The organism is Devosia sp. Root685, assembly GCF_001427875.1.
Taxonomy (GTDB): domain Bacteria; phylum Pseudomonadota; class Alphaproteobacteria; order Rhizobiales; family Devosiaceae; genus Devosia.
The window spans coordinates 75,068-95,919 of the sequence record NZ_LMHK01000002.1 but is presented as its reverse complement, the minus strand read 5'-3'; the positions used below and the strand labels follow the sequence as shown (position 1 = coordinate 95,919).

The 20,852-nt window shown below is 62.5% G+C and carries 20 protein-coding genes; 7 read left to right on the top strand and 13 right to left on the bottom strand.

Annotated elements, in window-relative coordinates:
* The first annotated feature begins 25 nt into the window (after positions 1-25).
* From ASD83_RS20930 to ASD83_RS09235, 3 genes are all read left to right on the top strand, one after another.
* Positions 26-187, top strand: coding sequence for a hypothetical protein (locus ASD83_RS20930; RefSeq protein WP_156385900.1), 162 nt, complete (start codon positions 26-28; stop codon positions 185-187).
* A 115-nt stretch (positions 188-302) separates the two neighbouring features.
* Positions 303-1,349 carry an NAD(P)-dependent alcohol dehydrogenase gene (locus ASD83_RS09240; protein ID WP_056310202.1) on the top strand — a complete coding sequence of 349 codons (1,047 nt, stop codon included), beginning with the start codon at positions 303-305 and terminating at the stop codon, positions 1,347-1,349.
* A gap of 60 nt (positions 1,350-1,409) precedes the next feature.
* Positions 1,410-1,958, top strand: coding sequence for an MgtC/SapB family protein (locus ASD83_RS09235; protein WP_056310199.1), 549 nt, complete (start codon positions 1,410-1,412; stop codon positions 1,956-1,958).
* Positions 1,959-2,214: 256 nt separating this feature from the next.
* Here the strand turns inward: ASD83_RS09235 and ASD83_RS09230 are convergent, their stop codons facing one another.
* Positions 2,215-2,661 carry a hypothetical protein gene (locus tag ASD83_RS09230; protein ID WP_056310197.1) on the bottom strand — a complete coding sequence of 149 codons (447 nt, stop codon included), beginning with the start codon at positions 2,659-2,661 and terminating at the stop codon, positions 2,215-2,217.
* 268 nt (positions 2,662-2,929) lie between these two features.
* Between ASD83_RS09230 and ASD83_RS09225 the strand changes: the two genes are divergently transcribed.
* Positions 2,930-4,666 carry a tetratricopeptide repeat protein gene (locus ASD83_RS09225; RefSeq protein WP_056310196.1) on the top strand — a complete coding sequence of 579 codons (1,737 nt, stop codon included), beginning with the start codon at positions 2,930-2,932 and terminating at the stop codon, positions 4,664-4,666.
* A 128-nt stretch (positions 4,667-4,794) separates the two neighbouring features.
* On the opposite strand, the gene ASD83_RS09220 is transcribed toward ASD83_RS09225, so the two are convergent.
* The 9 genes from ASD83_RS09220 to ASD83_RS09180 all read right to left on the bottom strand — a co-directional run bounded on the left by ASD83_RS09220 (position 4,795) and on the right by ASD83_RS09180 (position 14,397).
* Complete coding sequence (locus ASD83_RS09220) at positions 4,795-5,127, bottom strand: SMR family transporter (RefSeq protein WP_056310194.1); 333 nt, start codon at positions 5,125-5,127, stop codon at positions 4,795-4,797.
* Complete coding sequence (gene murD / locus ASD83_RS09215; protein WP_056310192.1) at positions 5,124-6,425, bottom strand: UDP-N-acetylmuramoyl-L-alanine--D-glutamate ligase; 1,302 nt, start codon at positions 6,423-6,425, stop codon at positions 5,124-5,126. Before murD ends, ASD83_RS09220 begins: the two co-directional genes overlap by 4 nt.
* Complete coding sequence (locus tag ASD83_RS09210) at positions 6,415-7,746, bottom strand: endonuclease domain-containing protein (RefSeq protein WP_156385899.1); 1,332 nt, start codon at positions 7,744-7,746, stop codon at positions 6,415-6,417. The genes murD and ASD83_RS09210 overlap by 11 nt, the downstream gene beginning before the upstream one ends.
* Before the next feature lie 107 nt (positions 7,747-7,853).
* Positions 7,854-8,942 carry an ABC transporter ATP-binding protein gene (locus ASD83_RS09205; protein WP_056310189.1) on the bottom strand — a complete coding sequence of 363 codons (1,089 nt, stop codon included), beginning with the start codon at positions 8,940-8,942 and terminating at the stop codon, positions 7,854-7,856.
* Positions 8,943-8,955: 13 nt separating this feature from the next.
* Positions 8,956-9,780 carry a carbohydrate ABC transporter permease gene (locus tag ASD83_RS09200; protein WP_056310187.1) on the bottom strand — a complete coding sequence of 275 codons (825 nt, stop codon included), beginning with the start codon at positions 9,778-9,780 and terminating at the stop codon, positions 8,956-8,958.
* Positions 9,777-10,712, bottom strand: a complete 936-nt coding sequence (locus tag ASD83_RS09195) for a carbohydrate ABC transporter permease (RefSeq protein ID WP_056310185.1) — start codon at positions 10,710-10,712, stop codon at positions 9,777-9,779. The genes ASD83_RS09200 and ASD83_RS09195 overlap by 4 nt, the downstream gene beginning before the upstream one ends.
* A gap of 157 nt (positions 10,713-10,869) precedes the next feature.
* The gene (locus tag ASD83_RS09190) at positions 10,870-12,171 is read right to left on the bottom strand and encodes an ABC transporter substrate-binding protein (protein ID WP_200946488.1); all 1,302 of its coding nucleotides are present in this window, start codon (positions 12,169-12,171) and stop codon (positions 10,870-10,872) included.
* A 112-nt stretch (positions 12,172-12,283) separates the two neighbouring features.
* Positions 12,284-13,441: a serine hydrolase domain-containing protein gene (locus ASD83_RS09185; protein WP_056310183.1), complete on the bottom strand. Its 1,158-nt coding sequence runs from the start codon at positions 13,439-13,441 to the stop codon at positions 12,284-12,286.
* Positions 13,438-14,397, bottom strand: coding sequence for a glycosyl hydrolase family 32 (locus ASD83_RS09180; protein WP_056310181.1), 960 nt, complete (start codon positions 14,395-14,397; stop codon positions 13,438-13,440). The genes ASD83_RS09185 and ASD83_RS09180 overlap by 4 nt, the downstream gene beginning before the upstream one ends.
* 121 nt (positions 14,398-14,518) lie before the next feature.
* On the opposite strand from ASD83_RS09180, the gene ASD83_RS09175 reads away from it, so the two are divergent.
* A complete protein-coding gene (locus tag ASD83_RS09175; RefSeq protein ID WP_056310179.1) occupies positions 14,519-15,532 on the top strand; it encodes a LacI family DNA-binding transcriptional regulator in 1,014 nt (337 codons plus the stop codon).
* Here the strand turns inward: ASD83_RS09175 and ASD83_RS09170 are convergent.
* The 3 genes from ASD83_RS09170 to ASD83_RS09160 form a co-directional block, all read right to left on the bottom strand.
* On the bottom strand, positions 15,529-16,371 hold the full coding sequence (locus ASD83_RS09170) for a carbohydrate ABC transporter permease (protein WP_056310177.1): 843 nt from the start codon (positions 16,369-16,371) through the stop codon (positions 15,529-15,531). The genes ASD83_RS09175 and ASD83_RS09170 overlap by 4 nt on opposite strands.
* Entirely contained in the window at positions 16,371-17,303 is a 933-nt protein-coding gene (locus tag ASD83_RS09165) for a carbohydrate ABC transporter permease (protein ID WP_056310175.1), read from the bottom strand. The genes ASD83_RS09170 and ASD83_RS09165 overlap by 1 nt, the downstream gene beginning before the upstream one ends.
* Positions 17,304-17,420: 117 nt before the next feature.
* Positions 17,421-18,677: an extracellular solute-binding protein gene (locus ASD83_RS09160; protein WP_056310173.1), complete on the bottom strand. Its 1,257-nt coding sequence runs from the start codon at positions 18,675-18,677 to the stop codon at positions 17,421-17,423.
* A gap of 287 nt (positions 18,678-18,964) precedes the next feature.
* Here ASD83_RS09160 and ASD83_RS09155 point away from each other — a divergent pair, with 287 nt between their 5' ends.
* Both ASD83_RS09155 and ASD83_RS09150 read left to right on the top strand, forming a co-directional pair.
* Positions 18,965-20,203: an ROK family transcriptional regulator gene (locus ASD83_RS09155; RefSeq protein WP_056310171.1), complete on the top strand. Its 1,239-nt coding sequence runs from the start codon at positions 18,965-18,967 to the stop codon at positions 20,201-20,203.
* Positions 20,200-20,844 (top strand): ThuA domain-containing protein, encoded by a 645-nt coding sequence (locus ASD83_RS09150; protein ID WP_056310169.1) that lies wholly within the window; start codon positions 20,200-20,202, stop codon positions 20,842-20,844. The genes ASD83_RS09155 and ASD83_RS09150 overlap by 4 nt, the downstream gene beginning before the upstream one ends.
* Positions 20,845-20,852 lie beyond the last annotated feature (8 nt).

The following is a 20,852-nucleotide window of genomic DNA, read 5'->3' as shown; positions in this document are numbered from 1 at the left end:
TCCCGAGACTTTTTGGGAGAAGACCATGGAAACCTACGATCCCCACAAGAGCACGACCGAGGTGCGTCAGGCCAGTCCGCGCAAAATGAACGCGCGTGTGCTCGTCATGTCGCTGATCGGCGTCGTGATCGCCTTCATCGTCATCTATATCGTCTACAGCATGGCCATGCCCGCAGCGCCAAACTAAGCCTTGGCGCGCCGGGCGGCGGTAGTCGAATTATCGGTGGTTTTGCTCCTGCGAGGCACTGGCTGTTGCTCAAGTGATGGGCTAATGCTCGCGCCATAAGAGTCTGGAGGATGTCATGGCCAAGGTGCGCGCGCTGGTTCTGGAAAAGCAGCATGAACTCGGCTTGCGGGAAATTGACCTGCCGCTTGAGGTCGGGCCGGGCATGGTGCGGATCGCCATTCATACGGTCGGCGTCTGCGGGTCGGACGTGCACTATTATACCCATGGCCGCATTGGGCCCTTCGTCGTCGAGGCGCCGATGGTGCTGGGGCACGAGGCCGCGGGCACCGTGGTTGAAGTGGGGGAGGGCGTAAGTCATCTCAAGGTTGGCGATCGCGTTTGCATGGAGCCGGGCATTCCCGATCCGAATTCGCGGGCCAGTCGCCTTGGCATGTATAATGTCGATCCTGCCGTGCGCTTCTGGGCGACGCCGCCTATCCACGGGGTTCTTACAGCCGAAGTCGTTCATCCAGCCAATTACACATTCAAGCTGCCGGACCATGTGAGCTTTGCCGAAGGCGCCATGGTCGAGCCCTTTGCCGTGGGCATGCAGGCCGCCAGCAAGGCCCGCATCACGCCGGGCGACACCGCCGTTGTGCTTGGTGCCGGCCCGATTGGCACAATGGTGGCGCTGGCGGCACTGGCTGGCGGCTGTGCCCGGGTTATCGTTGCCGACCTCGCCCAACCCAAGCTCGATATTGCCGCGCGCTATCAAGGCATCATTCCGGTCAATATTCGCGAGACCAATCTCATCGAGAAGATCGGCGAATTGACCGAGGGCTGGGGTGCGGACGTGGTGTTTGAATGCTCGGGGTCACCGCGCGCCTGGGAGACGATCATGGACCTGCCGCGGCCCGGTGGGTGCATTGTGGTGGTTGGTCTGCCGGTGGAGCCGACCAAGGTCGATATCGCCGCTGCCTCGGCCAAGGAACTGCGGATCGAAAACGTCTTCCGCTACGCTCACCAATATGACCGGGCGATTGCGCTCATTGCCTCGGGCAAGGTGGATTTGAAGCCGCTGATCTCCGAGACTTTTGCTTTCGAAGACTCCAAGGCCGCATTCGACCGCGCGGTCGAGGCGCGCCCGGACGACGTGAAGCTGCAAATCCGCGTCGCTTCCTGAGGCGGAACCAAGTCCATGCCCCTGCGATTGTGACGGCAGCGTCACTTTCGGATTTTGGGCATGGATACGGGCAATAGCTTTGGACTAACCCAGACTTATCTTCCTGAACATATCATCGCCATCAGGCTGATCATCGCTGCGTTCTGCGGGGCGGTGATCGGCTTCGAGCGCGAAGTGCGCACAGCTGAAGCTGGATTGCGCACCCACATTCTTATCGCGGTGGCTGCCGCTCTCTTCACCATCCTCACCTTCGAGATATTTCACACGATCGGCACGGGCAGCGGAGCGGGCGTGCAGGCCGATCCCATTCGCGCGGTCGAGGCCGTTACGGCAGGCATCGCCTTTTTGGGCGCCGGCGCTATCTTCCGCTCCGGGGGGAGTGTGCAGGGGCTGACGACAGGCGCCGGAATGTGGATGGCCGGCGCCGTTGGCGTCGCCTGTGCGCTCGGATTTTACACCGTGGCGGCCGGAACGACCATTCTGGCAGTTCTCGTGCTTGCGGCCATGCGGGCTTTGTCGCATCGCCTCATCGGCCACAAGGCCGGAGAAGACGATGCGGCTGAAGAGAATGCGGAGAAGCTGGGCCGCGGGGAGAGGCAGGATAGATAGCCCAACTGCGCTGAGGGACAGTAGCGCTGCCGGACGAGATGCCTCTCCCCCCGTACGGTCGCGATCGGGAGGTACCGCAACCGTTTGCCCGCACGCTAGCTCACTTGGAGTTGAACCAGCGGTGTCAGACGTCGATGGTGCAGATCGACGTCTGTATTTCGAAGACGGAGGACAACGCCTGGGACGCAGGACACGGTCAAAACCGTGGCTCGCGGCGCTGTTCTCCGTCCAGGCACGCAACCTGTGGACGCAGGAGTTACATGCCAACAGCATCCAGACGCTCACTGCGCGCCCAGAAATTCGCAATGCCCGCCAGTTCGTGCCGATAGGCATCGGCTTCCGGCTGGCGGAAGAAGACGGCGGTAGCGCCGGCTTCGAGATAGATCATGCGCCCGGCCCGATCGGTGGGCGGCACCATCACCACCAGCGCGACACCCTTTTGGTGCAACCAGGCCTGGTGGCGGCGGACAAACTCAAGGTTGGCGCGGCTGTGACCCTTAAGGTCCACCACCAGCACCTCCGGCCAGTGCGATTGCGGATCGCTCAGCACTTCCGAAAGATCTGCGACACCTTCTTCGTCGCTGCCATAGTGGCGCACCGAAGGGCCTTCATTGGCCGCCAGCCCACGCATGAACAGGCGGGCCGAATGGCCATCGTCGTCGATCAGCCCGATGAAGGGCGCCTGTGCAAACGGACTGGTCACACGCTTACCTCTGCCCGAAGAACGCCGGGCAAATCACTCTTGTGGAGAAACATGCGGCCGCCGGGGCGCATGGTGGTTCGGAAACTCTTGGGTGGTTTCACGCATCCGGCGGGGCCTAGCCATCGGAACCGTGTCTGCTCAGCGAACTGACGCCCGGCATATGCGTGAAGTCGTCCGGCGCGGATAGGCAAACTCGGGTAAAATTCAGGTAAGTCGGGGTTGCAATTTACATGTAAGGGGTCCCTATTAACCCCCGCACGGGGGTAAAATGGCCGAGGCCACTGACGATAGGGATGCAGTGCTGGCGGCGCTGGATCGTCTCACGACCTGGCCTGAAATGGCCAGATCGCCCCAACTCACGCGCTTTCTCGACTATATCGTCAATCGCAGGCTCGACGGCGATAGTCAGTCGATCAAGGCTTATTCGATTGCCGTTGATGTTTTTGGGCGCCCGGCCGATTTCGATCCGCAGAGCGATCCCATCGTGCGGGTGCAGGCGCGGCGTCTAAGAGGTCTGTTAGATCAGTATTATCGCGGCCCCGGCGCGGATGAGCGGCTGCAAATTATCTTGCCGATCGGACGGTATGTTCCCGATTTTGTTGTGTCCGATGGTGTCGCCAAGCCGGCCGCGCCTTTCGTAGACCTTGAAGGGAGTGAGGCACCCGCGCCGCGTGGACACGTCACTGTGTCATGGCTCGTGCTTCTGGTCATTGCGATAGGCGCCGCTGCGCTAGCCTATTCGCTCTCCACCTGGGGGCCGAGACAAGAGCAATTGGTTACGGCGAACGCTGCTATTCAAGAGCCCATCTTGCGGGTCATGGAGTTCCAGAACCTCACCGATGATCCCTCGATCACCGCCTCCGTTTCGGGGCTGGCGGTGGACCTTGTCAGCCGGTTGCAGCAATTGCATTTCCTGTCGGTCGATTATGGTGGGCGTAGCGCGGCCAATGCGCCGCCCAGCCCGGCCAATGGCTTTGTGCTGACCGGAATTGTGCGGCGTGATCCGGCGGTGCCTGCGAACCTGCAATACAGCATTATCCTCACCGATCTTTCGATCAACGGCGTGGTGTGGAATCGCTCACTCATTCTCACGGCGGACCAACTGGCCGAGCCGGGGCGTATCGATCGGCTCTCCGTCAACATTCTTGATGTTCTCGGCAATCCCCGAGGGCCTCTGCACGCACGGGCGCGGCAGTATCTAAGCCAGAACAGCGTTACGGGGAGCGAGAGCCCCTATCTCTGCCGCATGCTTTTCACCATGTATCGCGAGAGCGCCACCGTTGGGGCCGCCGAGCGAACACGATCGTGCTACGCCGCCCTGATCGAGCACGGCCAGGCGAGCGGCATCGCTTTGGCTGCCATGGCGAGCCTGACTGCGGAAGCGGTGAACGCGCCCGATGCGTCCACCTCGGGCCAGCTTGAGCGTTTCCGCGTGGCTGGCGAGATGTTGGCCCAGGCGGTGCAATTGTCGCCGACCAGCAGCTTTGTTTGGGACCAGCGGGCGCGCCTCCACGAGGCCATTGGGGAGCATAACCTCGCCGAGGCCGCCTATGGTACGGCCATGCAGTCCAATCCGTCCAATCTTGATGCGCTAGCAGCCCATGCGCGCCACATGGCCTTTATCGGCCAGCTCGAGCAGGCCTTGCCGTTGGCTCAGCGCGCGCTGTCTGCCTATACGATCATTCCCGATTGGTATTATGGGGTGCCCGCGCTCGCAGCCTTGCGGGACGGGGACTTTGCCAAGGCAGCACGTTTCGCCGAGATTTATTCGAGGTCGGATGGGGAGATAGGGCCGGTGCTGGCGATCCTGGCGGCGGAAGGGACAGGTGATGATGCGCAGGTTTCGCGCCAATTGCCGCGCGTGCTCGCCGTTCCCAGCTTTCGCAATGTGGGGATCGTGACGCAACTCCGCCGCCGCATTACCGACACCGCCTTGCTCGATCGCATCCGCATTGCGCTGACCGAGGCTGGGGTGCCGCAGTTGTCGTTGGTGACGGCTTACTAGCGCACTCGAACCACGAGACGTGCCGGGATGTTTTGGCATCACGTCCTCGTGGTTCCAGGCTTTGCTCTGCAAAGCACCTCACCATGAGGACTGCTGTCAGGTTATCTAAAACGTGAATCTCCGGCGCCTCAATGGGCGCTCGACTGGCTGAAGAGGTTGATCACAAGCACACCCGCGAGGATGAGCCCGATGCCGATCAGGGCCGGTAGATCCAGCGTCTGGCCATAAGCGAAGAATGCGATGATCGAGACGAGAATGATGCCAACGCCAGACCAGATGGCGTAGCCGATGCCCACCGGAATAGTCTGCAGGGCAAGCGAGAAGAAATAGAAGGTTATGCAATAACCCACTACCACCACGATGGAAGGCACAAGCTGGGTGAAGCCGGACGAGGCGCGGAGGAACGAGGTGGCGATTACCTCGCCGACAATGGCAATGGCGAGATAGGCGGCCCCGTTCATGATTGTGCGTCCGAAAAATGGGTGCGGCAGAGTTCGACGAAACGCTGGCCGCGCTCTTCGAAATTCTTGAACTGATTATAGGACGGCGCGCCGGGCGACAGGATGATGGTGTCGAATTTTTCCCGCTTTTCTTCGAGCGTCGTGATGGCTGTTTCCAGGTCAGGCGCTTCCGTCACGTCGATATCCGGGGCCGCTTTGCGCGTTGCCGTCGCCAGGCGTTCGCCGGTTACGGGCAAGGTGACGAGCGTGGTCACGCCGCGCGGTGCAAGCAGGGTGGAGAGCTCGGCATAGTCCTGCTCGCGCTCGTGGCCGCCGGCGATCAGCGCGATGCGCCGGCCGGGATAGGCGGCGAGCGCGGCTTTGGTCGCCTCAGGCGTCGTCGAGATGGAATCGTTGACCACGGTCAGCGAGCCTATGCGATGCTCTTCGAGGCGATGGGGCAGGGGCCGGAATGCGGCGATGCCGGCGAGAATCCCGTCCATGGTTGCGCCGGCTGCGAGGGCGATTTCGGCCGCGAGAATGGCGTTGTCGAGATTATGTGCTCCTTTGAGACGCGAGCGGGAGACGGCGCCTTCGAGGGCGATGGCTTGCTCGGCGGACAGCGGCTGCACCAGCCGGCGGTGGTCGCGCACCGCCTTGGCGACGCGGGCATTGCTGGCTGCGGCATGGCCCAGCGCAACGGCAAAGCTGCCGTCGCGGTCGACCAGATTGAGCTTGTCGTCATAGTAGCGCTCGACCGAACCGTGCCAGTCGACGTGCTCGGGATAGAGATTGGTGATACCGGCGATATCGGGAATGAAACCCATGTCGGCGGTTTGGTAGCTCGACAGTTCGAAGACCACGATGGCGTGTTTGTCGGCGATTTCGAGGGGCGCGAGACCGACATTGCCAGCTAAGCCCGCATCGAGGCCGGAGCGGGTCAGCATGAGGTGCACCAGCGTCGCCGTCGTCGATTTGCCCTTGGTGCCGGAAATGGCGATGACCGTACGCCCCTGCCGGTAGGTGGCGCCCCAGAGATTGAGGTTCGAGGTTAGAGCAATTCCGGCCTCGGACGCCGCGGCAAGGATCGGCTTGTAGCGCGAGACGCCCGGGCTTTTGACGATGGTGCCGAAGCGCCGTGCGGCGATGGCGGCCGGAAGGTCCGCCGCCGCAATGGCTTCCGTCTCGGGGATATCCGCCGTGCCGGAATCCACCGTCACGAAGACTTTCAGGTCCGGTTGAATGCGTTTGAGGAATTGCCGCGTCGAATTGGCTTCACGCCCGGCGCCATAAAGAAGGACGGGCTCGTCAAACCGCATAGGCGGCCACCTTGGCGGCCAGCGCCGGAGGAATGTGGTGGTCGTGACTATCGGTCAGGCATTCGGCCATGGCGAGTTGCAGGCGCTCTTCGCCATACTGGGCGAAAAGGTCTGCTTTGACGCCGCGCACGATCGCGTCCTGATGCCAATCGGCATGGCGCGTCAGGGTGTAGAAGCATGCAGCGGCCTCAAGAATTTCGCCGACGCATTCCCAGGGCTTTTGCCCGGCAAGCCCTGCCAGTTCGCGGAAGGAGCGCTCATTGGCCGGGATGTCGAGGAGGTTCTTGCCGAAGATTCGCAGCAGCCTGTCCTTGGCCATGAAGGGCGCGAAGATCAGGAAGACGAAATGACATTTCGGGCATTCGCCGCACCATAGAGGCCCGTCATTGCCGGTGAGGCGGAAATTGCGATTGCAGCTTGAAAATACCGCGTCGAAGCGCTGCCCTTGTGTGAAAAGCGAGGCGATCCGGGCCTCTGAATAGGGGCGGAGCAGCGAGAAGTATTTCAGTGCGCCGCCGGTTGCGGCTCCGAGGATGTCGGCGATCAGCAGTTCGAAGCCGAGCGACTTGGAATATTGATGATTGGTCTCGCGCCCGTCGAATTCGATATTGCCCTCGCTGGCGGAGCGTTCGTTGCTGAGCACGATCTGGTCGTAGCCGAAAAGCAGGGCGCAGAGCGAGGCGATCATGGAGTTGATCGCGGTCGAGGGAACGTGGCCGTTGTAGTAATCCGGCTCTTTGCCAAGGCGGATCATTTCGGCGTCGAGCGTGCGGGTTACGTAGAGCGGTTCGCGGCCGATGGCCTCCACCGAGGTCAGGATCGGCCCCTTGGGGTTGACGGCGAAGGGGGTGAAGTCGACGCCGACATGGCTGAGAAGTTCGACGCTGACGAGGGAATCCTTGCCGCCCCCGATCGGAAGCAGCGTCCGCTCCTTGAGGTCAGGCGCAGGCTTGCGCTCGAGCGGATCATCGGCGGTCGAGAGGTTCAGCCGGCCAAAGCGCGCCAGGTTATTGCGCGCGTAGAATTCGCCGAGGCCGTTCTCGTAAACGTCTATGACGAAAGCCTTTTCTGCCGCGGTTAGGGCTATGTCAGGTGCTGCGATGTCGAAGGGTGCGCGGAGTTTGAAATAGCTGACGCCCAGGACGAAGGCCGTCAGATCGAGAAGCTTTTTGAAGGCTGGGGTTTGCGCAAGCTCGGGCTTTATCCCGCCGGGAAGGCCCAGCACTTCGGTAAAGCTCAGCGCTCCCAAACGATAGGGAAAGCGGGCCTCGCCGCTGGTCGGATCAAAACTCGGGGGCAGGATGGAAAAGGATTCGGTCACGGGCAACTCACGCGGCTTTGTATAACCATATAGGTGATTTGCAGCCGTGGCGGGAGTGGGGCGAAGCGGTGTTTGCCGATCGCCCCCTCCATCCAGACGTCAGTGCTTTATTTCAGCGGCGCCAGCAGCGCCTTGCCGTCCTTGTCTAAGAGAATTGCCTTGGCCGGTTCGGCGGCGAGGGCGAGGCTTTCGCCGACGCGGAGGGCCTGATCGCCATCGAGAACGGCGAGCCAGGGGGCGCCGGAGGCCAGTTCAATATTGACAATCGTCTCATTGCCGAGCCGTTCGACGAGGCTGACGCGACCGACAATGGCACCACTATTGGCCGGCAATAGGTCGTGCGGACGGATACCTAATGTTAGCAGACTGTTAACATCGACACCCTCCGTTCGCGCTGGAACGCGAAGACTTGCGACATCCTTGCTGGTGACTGTGATGCTGTCCGCATCGACGGCCTCGACGGTCACTTCAACGAAGTTCATTTTTGGCGAACCGATGAAGCCGGCGACGAAGAGATTGGTGGGGCGCTGATAGAGTTCGATCGGACTGCCGACCTGCTGGACGACGCCGGCATCGAGCACGACGATCTTGTCGGCCAGCGTCATGGCTTCCACCTGATCGTGGGTGACATAGACCATGGTAGCGCCGAGATCGGCGTGGAGCTTTGCGATCTCCATGCGGGTGTCGACGCGGAGCGCGGCGTCGAGGTTGGAGAGTGGCTCGTCGAAGAGGAAGACTTCGGGCTTGCGCACGATGGCGCGGCCGATGGCGACGCGCTGGCGCTGACCGCCGGAGAGCTGCCCCGGTTTGCGGTCGAGCAGGTGTTCCATTTTCAGGATGCGCGCGGCTTCGCGGATTTTCTGATCGCGGACGTCTTTCGGCGTCTTGGCGAGTTTGAGGCCAAAGCCGACATTGTCGTAGACCGTCATATGCGGATAGAGCGCATAGGACTGGAAGACCATGGCGATGGAACGGTCGCGCGGCTCGACATCATTGCAGAGCTTGTCGCCGATATAGAGTTCGCCCCCGGTGATGTCTTCAAGGCCCGCGATCATGCGCAGCAAGGTGGACTTGCCGCAGCCCGAGGGGCCGACGAAGACGACGAATTCGCCGTCTTCGATGGTCAGGTCCACACCCTTGATGACCTCGACCTTGCCGTAGGTTTTGTGCAGCGCGTGCAGGCTCAATCCGGCCATGATGAAACTCCGATCAGCCTTTGACCGCGCCCTGCATGAGGGCGGCGACGAACTGGCGTTGGAAAATAAGGAAGATGATGACGGTGGGGGTGAGGATCAGCAGCGATCCCGCGCAGAGAAGCGGAATGTCGGTGCCCCACTGGCCCTGGAAGGCGCCGAGGGCGCCGGCCATGGTGCGCTGCATGGGATCCTGCACCAAGACGACGGGCAGAAGGAACTGGTTCCAGGTCCAGAGGAACAGCAGGATGGTCAGCGACATGATCGCCGGGCGCGCCAGCGGCACCTGCACGTGCCAGAATTCGGTCCAGCGGGTGGCGCCGTCGATCTGGGCGGCTTCGCTGAGGTCCTGCGGCACATTGAGAAAATGGGCGCGCATCCAATAGACGCCGAAGGGCATGTAAAGGCCGAGGAGCGGGAGAATGATGGCGAAGCGGGTGTTGAGGAGGCCCATGGCCCGCACTTCATAATAGAGCGGGGTGATGACCGCTTCGAAGGGCAGGGTCAGGCCGAAGACGAAGAGGAGATAGAGCCACTTGTACTTGTCTGATGTCAGCTTGGCGAGGCCATAGCCGGCCATGGTGGCGAGCAGCACCGCGAGGGGGACGACGCCGAGCACGATGAGGCCGCTCGAGAGCAGAAGCTGGTCCATCTTCGCGACTTCGAAAGCGCGGACGAAATTGCCCCATTGCGGATCGGCGGGCCATTGGAGGCCATTGGGATAGCTGCCCTGTGGCGCGAGCGCAGCCGAAAGCATGCTGAGGAAAGGCAGCAGCGTGATCGCCATCAGGAGAACGATGAGCGTGCGGGCGAGAATAGTATTGGTCGTGGAACTCTTCATTTCTTGTCCCGCGTGAACCATTGAACGGGAGCGATCGAGAGCAGCACCAGGACCATCAGCACGATGGCCAGCGCCGAGGCGAGGCCGACCTGACGATGGGCGAAAGCGAGGCGATAGATTTCGAGCCCCGGCACGGTGGTGGTAATGCCCGGACCGCCTTGCGTGGAAATATAGACGATGTCGAAGCTGGCGAGGGCCGCGATCACGGTGACGGTGACGCAGACGCCGATTTCCTGACGGAGGCCGGGCAGGGTGATGTAGCGGAACTCGTGCCAGGGGCGGGCGCCATCGAGACGCGCGGCTTCATAAAGGCTGGTGTCGATCTTGGTGATGCCGGTGACGAGCAGCATGGTGCAGAGGCCGAGCAACACCCAAGCGCCGATGACGCCGACGGCGGGCAGAGCCCAGACGAAATCGCCAAGCCAGCCCTTTGCCCAGCTCGAAAGCCCGACGGATTTGAGTGCCTGATTGATCAGGCCAGTCGAGGCGAACATCCAGCTCCAGGCGATGCCGGCGGCAACCAGCGGAATAACCTGGGGCAGGAAGAGGATGGTCCGCGTCGCCATGCCGAACCGGCCATTCATCTGGCCGCGAATGGCCGAGGCCACGGCAAGCCCGAGACCCACCGGGATGATGGTGAAATAGAGCACCAGCTGGAAGGCATTGCCGATGATCTGCAGGAGCTTGGGATCGGTGAGGACGGTGATGTAGTTGGTCAGGCCGTGGAAGCGCGCTTCCCCGATGCCGTCCCAACGGAGGAAAGAATAATAGACGCTCATGCCAAGCGGCACGAGCACGAAGGCGGCATAGGCGAGGAAAGCCGGCGTGATGAAGAGCCAGGCGGTGAGCCGGGCCTTGCGGCTTTTCCGCGCCGGCGGAGCCTTTTTGGCGCGCTGCCTGGCGTCCGGAACGGACGATGGATGTTCAGTCATGGTTTATTCCGGTTGCTTGGCAGCCGAGATGCTCTCGGAGCATTCCACTTTTAGTTGGGGCAATATCACCCGCGCTTGTCACCCCGGCTTTCGCCGGGATGACAGCCGGTGGGAGGGCAGGCCCGGAGCACGGGCCGCCCTTCCCTGATGCCAAGACTTAGCGGGACAGCTGGGTCTCGTATTCCTTCTGGACGGCTTCGACAAGGCCGGTGGCGGTCTGTTGGCCGCCGACCATTTTCTGCAGTTCAGGGGTCCAGCCGGCGGCGAAGATGGCGCCGGTGGCATTGGCGATGAAGTCCATGGCGCCATTATCCTGCGCAAGGACTGCACCGGCAGCGAGGGACTGTTCGGTCACCGAGCCGGGTTCGACCGGGGGAATGGCCATATCGGCCGGGCCACCGGGATTGGAGCCGCCGACGGCGACGTTGATCTTGCGGGCTTCTTCATTGGTCGCGACCCAATCGAGGAAGAAGGCAGCGCAATCGGCATGAGCCGCTTTGGCGCCGATACCGTAGCTCAGCGGAGCGGACATCGAGGCGTGGCGACCGCCTTCTTCGGCGCTCGGCATGATGAAGAAGCCGAACTTGTCCTTGGCATTGGTGTCGAGATTGCCCGATTCCCAATCGCCGTTGAACATGAAGAGGCCCTCGCCGCCGATGAAGCGGCTCATCATCTGGAAATATTCGATGGCATTGGCATCGGGCGGGAAATAGCCAGCCTTGATCCAGCCGTCGAGATGTTCGGCGGCTTCAAGGGCATCGGCGGTGTTGATGGTGGCGCCATCCTTCTGGAAGATCCAGTCGTTGATCGGCTCTGGCGGGCCATAGGCGCCCATCAGGTTTTGCAGCGGGAAGGCGAGGCCGGCCGTGCCCTTGTTCCACTGCATGATTGGCAGGAGACCGGCTTCCTTGGCCTTGGCCATCAGGGCGTCAAGCTCAGCAACGGTTTTCGGCGGCTCGGTCATGCCGATCTGTTCGGCCAGCGCCTTGTTGTAAAAAACGCCGGTCATGGAATAGTTGAGGCCCATGCCAAAGAGCGAGCCGGTGCCGCGCGGACGGCCGCCTTCTTCGACGCGCAACTGCACCAGCTGGCCAGCAGGGAACTTGTCCCAGCCGAATTCGGTGAAATAGCTGTCGAGATTGAGCAGCAGGTTGTTCGCCACAAGATCGGTGAGCGAGGGCAGGCGAATGAGATCGGGCGCATTGTCTTCGGACAGGATGCGCGGGGAGTTCTCCATCATATTGGCGAACTGATCTTCCTTGATGTCGAAGGTGACATTGGGGAACTGCTTGGTGAACTCTGCGCTCAGGCGCGTCGGCAAGGGAAAGCCGGTTTCGAAATAGGCATTGAGCACCACCGGATCGGTGCCGCAGCTCGGGGCGGCAATGGCCGTGCCGGCGCTGGCAGCGACCGACAGGGTGGCGAGAATGCGAAGGGCGTGGCGGGATGGGGTGTTCAAGATTTGCCTCCTCCAAGGGTCAGGGATGCAGGGATGTTTCCGTCTGCTAAATGGATTTAGCGCATGGGCGCGGCGCGGTGTCAATATCCGCGACGTCGCTCGTACGCGGCGACTAGAGACAAGCGCGCAGGGCCGCGATAATGGCCGTGGCGCGCTGGTCTTCCGGACCCATCATCCAATTGGTGACGAAGCCGAAACCGATATTGTGCCCGGGATCGGCAAAGCCGACTTGCCCACCGGCACCGTCATGCCCGAAGCAGTGATCGTCGAGATAGCGACGCGCTTCGGAATCGAGCTGGAAGCCGCAGCCCCAGCGGGAAAAGGGCGGCTCGCCGCCGAAGACCGAGACACCCTCGCTCCGCGGGCGGGTGGCCGCGGCGATCACCGAAGCATCGAGCAGTTTTGTGCCGCGCGTCGGCGTGACGGTTGCCGACCAGATGGTGGCGAGGGCTTCGGCCGAGGCGATGCCGCCGGCGCCGGGAATTTCGGCGGCGCGGATGCGCTGGGTGTTGAAGCCGCCGGTTTCCGAGACGAGATCGGCGGGGAGGGCATCGCCCAGGGTCATGGCTTTATAGGGCCAATTGGGCGCGGGTTTTGCCGCTTCATCGGCCCAGAGGGTGGAAAGCGGCGGACTGACGCGGAGATGAGCCGCGCGGGGGGCTTCGCTTTCGGGGAGGCCAATCCAGGCGGGAATGCCGAGGGGCCGGGTGATGAGATCGGCAAAATATTGGCCGACCGATTGGCCGGCGACGCGGCGGATGATTTCGCCGGCGACCCAGCCATGGGTGAGGGCATGATAGGCGTAGCCGGTGCCGAGGGGCCAGAGCGGCTCCTGCTCCGCCAGAACTTCGGCCATGCGATCCCAATCGACGATGTCGTCTTCGGTGAGGTCGAGGCGCGGGGCGGAGAGGCCGGCGCGATGGGCGAGGGCATCGCCGACGGTGACCTCTGCCTTGCCGGCGGCGGCGAATTCGGGCCAATAGCGGTTGACGGGCGCGTCGTAATCGAGCTTGCCGTCTTGAACGAGGCGGGCGGCGAGGATGGAAACCAGACCCTTGGTGCAGGAGAAGATCACGGAGGGCGTATCCTGCTGCCAAGCGCGGCCGCTGCGGGCGTCGGCTACGCCGCCCCAGAGATCGACCACGGTTTCGCCATCGCGCAGGATGTGGAGGGCGGCACCCATTTCGGGGCGGTCATCGAAGGCGCGGGCGAAGGCTTCGGCGACGGTTTCGTAGCCGGGGGCGGCGAAGCCGGAAATGGTGGGGCTCATGCTGCGCGCTCCAGTTCGAGATAGCCATCCGCGCCGATGACGAGGGGCAGGGGATCGGAAATGCCGCCGAGAAATTGGCCATCGGCGCTGACATTGTTGAAGGCGAGGAGATGGGGCTTGCCGGCGCGGGTGAAGGCGACGCGGCCGGCATAGAGGCGCTCATCGACGAGGCGGCGGGCCTGGCGGAAATCGACTTGGGCAGGGAAGCTGTCGAGCGGCTGGGTCCAGACCCCGCCGGTCTGGTTGGCGCGGGCGCCGGTGAGTTTGGCTGTGTCGCAGCAGAAGATGATGTGCTGGCGGCCGGCGATTTCGACAATCTGGAAAACTTCGAGATGGGCAAAGCCGGAGCCGGGCTGGCTGAGGGCGGGCTGGGCCGTCCAATTGGACAGATCGGGCGAGGTGGCGTGGGCCATGACGCCGCGATCGGGCTCGGTGCCGGTTTTGCTGCGGGCGGTGATCAGCATGTGCCACAGCTGGCTCGGCTCGTCCCAGAAGACCCAGGGGTCGCGCCAGGCCTCTTCGGGCCAGGTGGAGGTGCCGAGGGTTTCATAAAGCGCGGGATCGGCGACGAGAACGGGGCCGGGCTGCTTGGTCCAGGTGGCAAGATCGGTGGAGGTGGCGAGGCCCACGGTTTCGATATTGGCCATGGTGTCGGGCGAGAGGAAGCGCGAGCCGGTGTAGAACATGCGCCAGAGGCCCGTGGGGTCGCGCACGACGCTGCCGGTCCAGGTGGCGCTGCCATCGAAACTGCCGGGAAGGCCGGCGTCGAAGGCGCGGCCGTGATCGGTCCAGGTCATGAGATCGGGCGAGGTGGCGTGGCCGATGCGCGCATTGCGGTGGCGCAGATCGGGATTGCCGAGCGATTTTGGAGCGTGGAGATAATAGAGATGGTACGTGGCGCCGTCGTCGGCCAGCCAGAAATCCCAGACCCAGTGATCGGACAGGTTGAAACCCATTCACTCCCCCTGCTAAAAGCATTTAGCAAATGCAATGGCGCGCTCTGGTTGTCAAGCGAGACCGGCGTGGTTATGCAACGGCAAGGGTGACGGCTCCCGTTTGGGGCAGGAGGCATGGGGCTTGACGAAGAAAAGGGTAACGCTGGCCGACGTGGCGCGTCTTGCAGGCCTCTCCACCACGGCCGCTTCGATGATCCTGACCGGACGGCCGGACACGCGCCTTTCCGTCGAGGCCCACGCCAAGGTGCACGCGGCGGCGGCGAGCCTGGGCTATCGGCCCAATGTCGCGGCGCGGGCGCTGCGGACGGACAAGTCGCGCTCCATCGCGTTCATCTCGGACTATGTGGCGACGACGCGCTTTGCGAGCGGGCTTATTCGCGGGGCGCTGGCGGCGGCGGAAGAGGCCAAGCATGTGATGCTGGTGCTCGAGACCGGGGGCGAGCCGGCGCGCGAAATTCAGGCGGTGGAGGCGGCGCTCGACCGCCAGGTCGATGGACTGATCTTTGCCGCCATGCGGGCGCGCGAAGTTTTCGTGCCGGACCTGCCGATCAATGTGCCGACGGTGATGCTGAACGGCACCAGCGCGCGCTTTCCCGTTTCGGTGCTGCCGGATGAATATCGCGGCGGGCAGCGGGTGGTGGAGCGGCTACTGGAAGCCGGGATCAGCGATGGCGTGGTGCTTTTGGGGCACAATGCCGAGGTGGAGGCGGGGCTGTTTCGTTCGGAAACCATTGCGCGGCGTTTTGCCGGCATTCGCGCGGCGATGAAGGCGGCGGATATGGCGTTTCTGGCAGAGCTCAGCTGCTGGAACTGGGAGCCGGGGCATGGTTACGAGCTGACGCGCAAGGTGCTGAAATCGACGCGGCCGCGGGCGATCCTTTGCCTCAACGACCGTTTGGCCTTTGGCGCCTATCAGGCACTGGCGGAGGCGCGACTCAGCGTGCCCGAGGATGTCGCGGTCGTCTCCTTCGACAATGACGAATTGGCCTCCTATCTCAGGCCCGGGCTGACCACTATCGGCCTGCCGCATGAAGAAATGGGGCGGCGGGCGGTGGAGCTGTTGCTTGGCGAGGCAAGCGCGCCGCAACTGATCGAAATGCCGGTGATCGAGCGGGGCTCCTTGCCCCGCGTCTAGCCTTTGACCGCTCCGCCGGTGAGCCCCGAGATGACGTAGCGCTGCGCCAGGAGGAAGAAGGCGATGGCGGGCATGATCGAGAGGGTGAGGAAGGCGAGGATGCGTGGCCAGTCCGAGCCATATTGACCCTGGAACTGCATGATCCCCAGCGGCCAAGTGTATTTGGATTCGGAATTGAGCACGATCAGGGGCAGGAGGAAGCTGTTCCAGCTGCCGACAAAATTGAACACGCCGACTGTCGCGATGATCGGCAGGCAGAGCGGCAGGGTGATGTACCAGTAGATGCGGATATAGCCGCAATTGTCCATGCGGGCGGCGTCGATCAGTTCCTTGGGCAGTTCCTTGAAGAAATTGTGGAACAGCAGCACGGCGAAGGACACGCTGAAGGCGACCTGCACGATGATGATGCCCCAATGGCTGTCGAGCATGCCGAGATCACGCATCTTGATGAAGAGGGGCAGGATGCCGGTGGCCGAGGGGAAGAGCAGGCCGAGCATCAGGTAGCCCATGATGAAGTTGCGGCCGAAGAATTTGATATGGGCCAGGGCAAAGGCCGTCATCGAGGCGATGAGGGTGGACAGAACCACCGTGCCGAGGGCGATGAGCAGGGAATTGCCGAGCGAAGAGAAATAGCGTGGTCCGCCGAGGATTTCGACGAAACGCACCGGGTCCCAGCTGGCGGGCAGGCCGAAGGGATTGACCCGCAATTCCCCGATTTCCTTGAAGCCGCCGAGCGCCGTTGTGTAGAACGGCACGATCACGAACGTGGCGACGATCAGGAGGGTCAGCCATTGCAGTGGGGAGACGGGGGAGCGGCGTTTTTTGGATGCGGCGGCCATCAATTGTGCTCCACCCTGAAGAGAATGCGACGATAGGCGAGGGCCACGATCACGCAGGCGATGAAGAGCAGCACGCTCACCGCACCACCAAAACCGAGCTTCATGCGCAGAATGCCGAATTGGTAGAGGAAGGTGACGATGGTGTGGCTCGAATGCGAGGGGCCGCCATTGGATAGCGGAATGATCAGGTCGAAGAGTTGCAGGGCGCCGGTGATGGCGAAGAAGACCGAGATGACGATGGCCGAGCGGATCATCGGGATCTTGATGTGGCGCACGATCTGCCAGCGCTTGACGCCATCGAGCCGGGCCGCCTCGATCACCTCATTGGGGATCGATTGGAGGCCGGCGATGAAGATCATCATGTGGAAGCCGAAATATTTCCAGGTGATGACCAGCATGATGGCCGGGATGACCCAGAATTTGTCGCCGAGGACGAAGGGCATGTCGACCCCGATGGCTGAGCCGACGGCAGGCAACAGGCCGTAATTGCCGTCATAAACGAACTTCCAGATCAGACCCGCGGCAACTTCGGCCAGCATGAAGGGCAGGAAGAACAGCGTGCGCATGACATTGATGGAAACCGAACGCTCGGCCAGGGCGATGGCGCACCACATGGCGAGCGGCAACTGGATAAGCAGCGAGACGGCAACGACGATGAGGCTGTTGCGGACGGCGGTGCCGAAATTGCGGTGGGTCAGGACATCGGCATAGTTTTCGAGGCCGACGAAATCGGTGATCGGCCCGTAGCCATTCCAGTTGAAGAAGGAAAAGGTCGCCGCATCGACCATGGGCAGGACGACGAAGAGGCTGAAGAGAATGAGCGCGGGCGGCAGGAACAGCAGGAGCGGCAAGAGGCTCTTGCGCTCGACATAGCGCCACCGCCGCGGCGCGACGGAAGCGCCCGCATTGGCTGTGTTGGAAAGGGTGGTCATCACGTGGTTCTCCCGTCCCGCAGCGCCGGGGCGCGAGGGGTACTATCGGCTTAGGCGAGGGCTGCCGGCGGGCGGACAGGGAGACCGTCCGCCGGCAGGGGTGGGTGGACTGACGCCCTAGAGCGAATCGTCCACCGCTTCCTTGATCAGTTCGGCCGCTTCTTCGGCGCTGATGGAATTGCCGGCGAGTTCTGCCGAGACGTCGTTGACGACGCCGCCCACATTGGGGCCAAGGGCCTGGTCGAAGAACAGGGCATGCCAGTGCGCGCCGCCGATATTGCGGGCGATCTGCTGCTTGAACGGATTGGTCATGACATCGGCAGCGCCCTTGGCGATGGGGATGTAATAGGCCGCTTCCGCGTACTTCTTCTGCTGTTCGACCGAGTTGAAGAACTCGACCCATTTCACGGCCGCATCGGACGCGTTCTTGGAGAAGAGAATGCCGCCAAGACCACCGAGCGTGTCGGTCGGGTCGCCCTTGCCGCCTTCAATGGTGGGGAAGGGCAGGATGCCGAGCTGGTCGTCGGGAATGCCCGCTTTATTGGCGGAATTGTCCTTCATGGCGCCGTAATCCCAATCGCCCATCAGGTGCATTGCCGCCTTGCCGTCGCCGAAGAGACCGGAGGCATCGCCATAGCTGGCGGCAAGGAACCCCTGCTGCCAGGGTTCGAGGTCAGCCAGCTCAAGGAAATACTGTCCAGCCTTGACGAAATCTTCGCCCTCAAAGCCGTCGCCTTCGCCGCGGGCCGCCGCTTCAAAGCCATCCTTGCCAGCCAGCCGCACGACGAGCTTCGACCACCAGAAGTGGGCCGGCCACTTGTCCTTGGCGCCGATGGCGATCGGGGTGATGCCGGCATCCTTGAAGGTCTGGACCCCGGCAAGGAAGCCTTCCCAGGTCTGCATGCTGGCCGGATCGACGCCGGCCTGTTCAAAGAGTGCCTTGTTGTACCAAAGCACGACTTCGCTGACATCGCGCGCCACGCCATAGATATGACCATCGGGCGCGGTGAAGGCGGAAACGCCGGCCTGGCCCTGATTATCCTTGGCCTCCTGGGTCAGCACATCCTCGACGGGACGCAGGAACCCAGCCTTGGCCTGTTCGTAAAAGACGCCGCCACCCCAGGAGTGGAACACGTCGGGCGCATCGGCCGACTGCAGAAGGGTCGTCAGCTTGGCCTTGAACGCCTCGTTTTCGAGGAAGGGCAGCTCGACCTTGATGTCGGGATTGGCGGCCATGAACTCGTCCGCAATCGACTGCATCAGTTCGACTTCGGCCGGAATGGACGTGATGTGCAGGTGTCTGACGACGGTTTGGGCCTGGGCCGGCAAAATTGCGGCCAGACCCAGCACCGCGGCAAGCGCAAGATGCTTCATTGGTTCCTCCTTTGTGATGCGGCCATGGACCAGATGGTCCCCTCCCGGCCGCCGCAGCGAGGTCTCTCCCCGAACTCGCCACTTGATACTTTCTACGCATCCCTTATTAAAGATACAAGAGGAACGTACCTCACATCTGCTGGCTGGCCCCATAAGCGGCCAGAAGGGGATGAGATTGGGAGGATTTGCCTGATTTTGGCGCCGAAACGACATTCGGCGTGTTGTGCTACCCGGATATTTGATACGGATAGCTTAGTAAATCAGGTTGGCGGTTTGACGCCGGGAGTATGGACTTGGTCGTCAAGATTGCCGACCCGCTGCTGATGCGGGAAATCAACAAGTTCCACGTGCTCGAGGCCATTCGCCATCACGGACAGATTTCGCGCGTCGAGATTTCGGAACGCACGCTACTGAGCGGCACGACCGTATCGGCCATTACCGGGGCATTGATCGAAGAAGGGCTGATCCATGCCATTCACACGCCGGCCAATGGGGAAATCCAGCGCGGGCGGCCGCGGGTGTTGCTCGGCCTTGTGCCCGACGCCGCCTATGTGCTGGGCATCAAGATTTCCGACGCGCTGACCACGGTGACGCTGGTGGATTTTCGCGGCGAGCTTGTTTCGTCGCTGCAACTGCCGATCCGCATGGCCCGGCAGCCGGTGGAGGTTATTGCCGACCTGATCGAAGATGCGCTCGACGAATGCATGACGCGCTCGGGCGTCGACCGGAGCCGGCTCAAGGGGATCGGCATCGGTGTGCCGGGACTGGTCGATCCGCGCTCGGGCCGCAGCTATTCGAGCTCGGTTTTCGGCGAGCGGGAAATTCCGCTCGGGAGCGTATTGGGCGAACGGACGGGGCTGCCGGTGCGGCTCGAAAAGCCGGCAAATCTGCTGGCGCTGGCCGAAAGCTGGTTCGGCCACGCACAGAAGGAAAAGAGCTTTGCGGTGATCACGCTCGACCAGACCGTGAGCCTCGGGCTGTGGCTCGATGCGGACCTGCATCGGGGGGCGAGCACGCTGGGACCGACTTTCGGGCATATCAAGGTCGGCGAGGCGGGCGCCGAATGCGATTGTGGCCAGCACGATTGTCTCAATGCCTATATCGGCGTCTCGGCGGTGAAGCGGGAAGCCTCGGCCCGGCTTGGCGAGGAATTTCTGGCGAGCCCGCTGGTGCGGGCGGACCTGTTGAGCGCGCTGGCGGAAGCCGCCGATAGCGGCGTTGCCGGGGCCACGGAGATTATCGAGGCTTTCGGCAGCAGACTGGGCCTCGGGATTTCCCACATCGTCAACCTGATCAATCCCGAAAAGATCATCGTGGCGCTCGAGACCAGGCGCTTTGCCGAACTGGTGCAGCCCGCGCTTATGACGGCCGTGGCAGCGAACAGTTTTCGGGCGCATTTTGCCACCACCAAGATCATTTTCCACGAAATGGACGACCAGCTTTGGGCACGTGGCGCCGCAGCATTGATGCTGCGCGACGTTTACAGCGCCCCTTGGACATCGACTTATGAGGAGACTGCGCAATGACCAAATCGGCCCTGATCGTCTGGGGAGGCTGGGATGGCCACACACCCGAACAGAGTGCCCGGCTGGTTGGCGCCATGCTGGAGGAGCATGGCTTTGACGTGACCATCGAATCGACCACCGAGGCCTTTGCCGATGCCGATCTCGGCAAGCGCGACCTGATCATTCCGGCCATCACCATGTCCCGGATCGAGCGCGAGGAGCTGACCAATCTGCTGGCCGCGGTGCGCGGGGGGACGGGGCTGGCCGGGTTTCACGGGCTGATGTGCGACAGTTTTCGCAATGAGCCGGATTATCAGTTCATGACGGGCGGCCAATGGGTGGCGCATCCGGGCAATATCATCGACTATACCGTCAATATTTCTGCGTCGGATGATCCGATCACCGCCGGTATCGGCGACTTTCCCTATCGCTCCGAGCAATATTACATGCATTTCGACCCCAGCGTCGACGTGCTGGCGACCACCACCTTTACCGGCGAGTATGTCGAGGAGATTGCGGGTGTGGTGATGCCCGTGGTCTGGAAGCGGCGCTTCGGCAAGGGGCGGGTGTTCTACTCTGCGCTCGGGCACGTCGCTGACGAATTCAAGGTGCCGCAAATGCGGACCATCTTCGAGCGCGGGGCGCTTTGGGCGGCACGCTGAAGAGAATT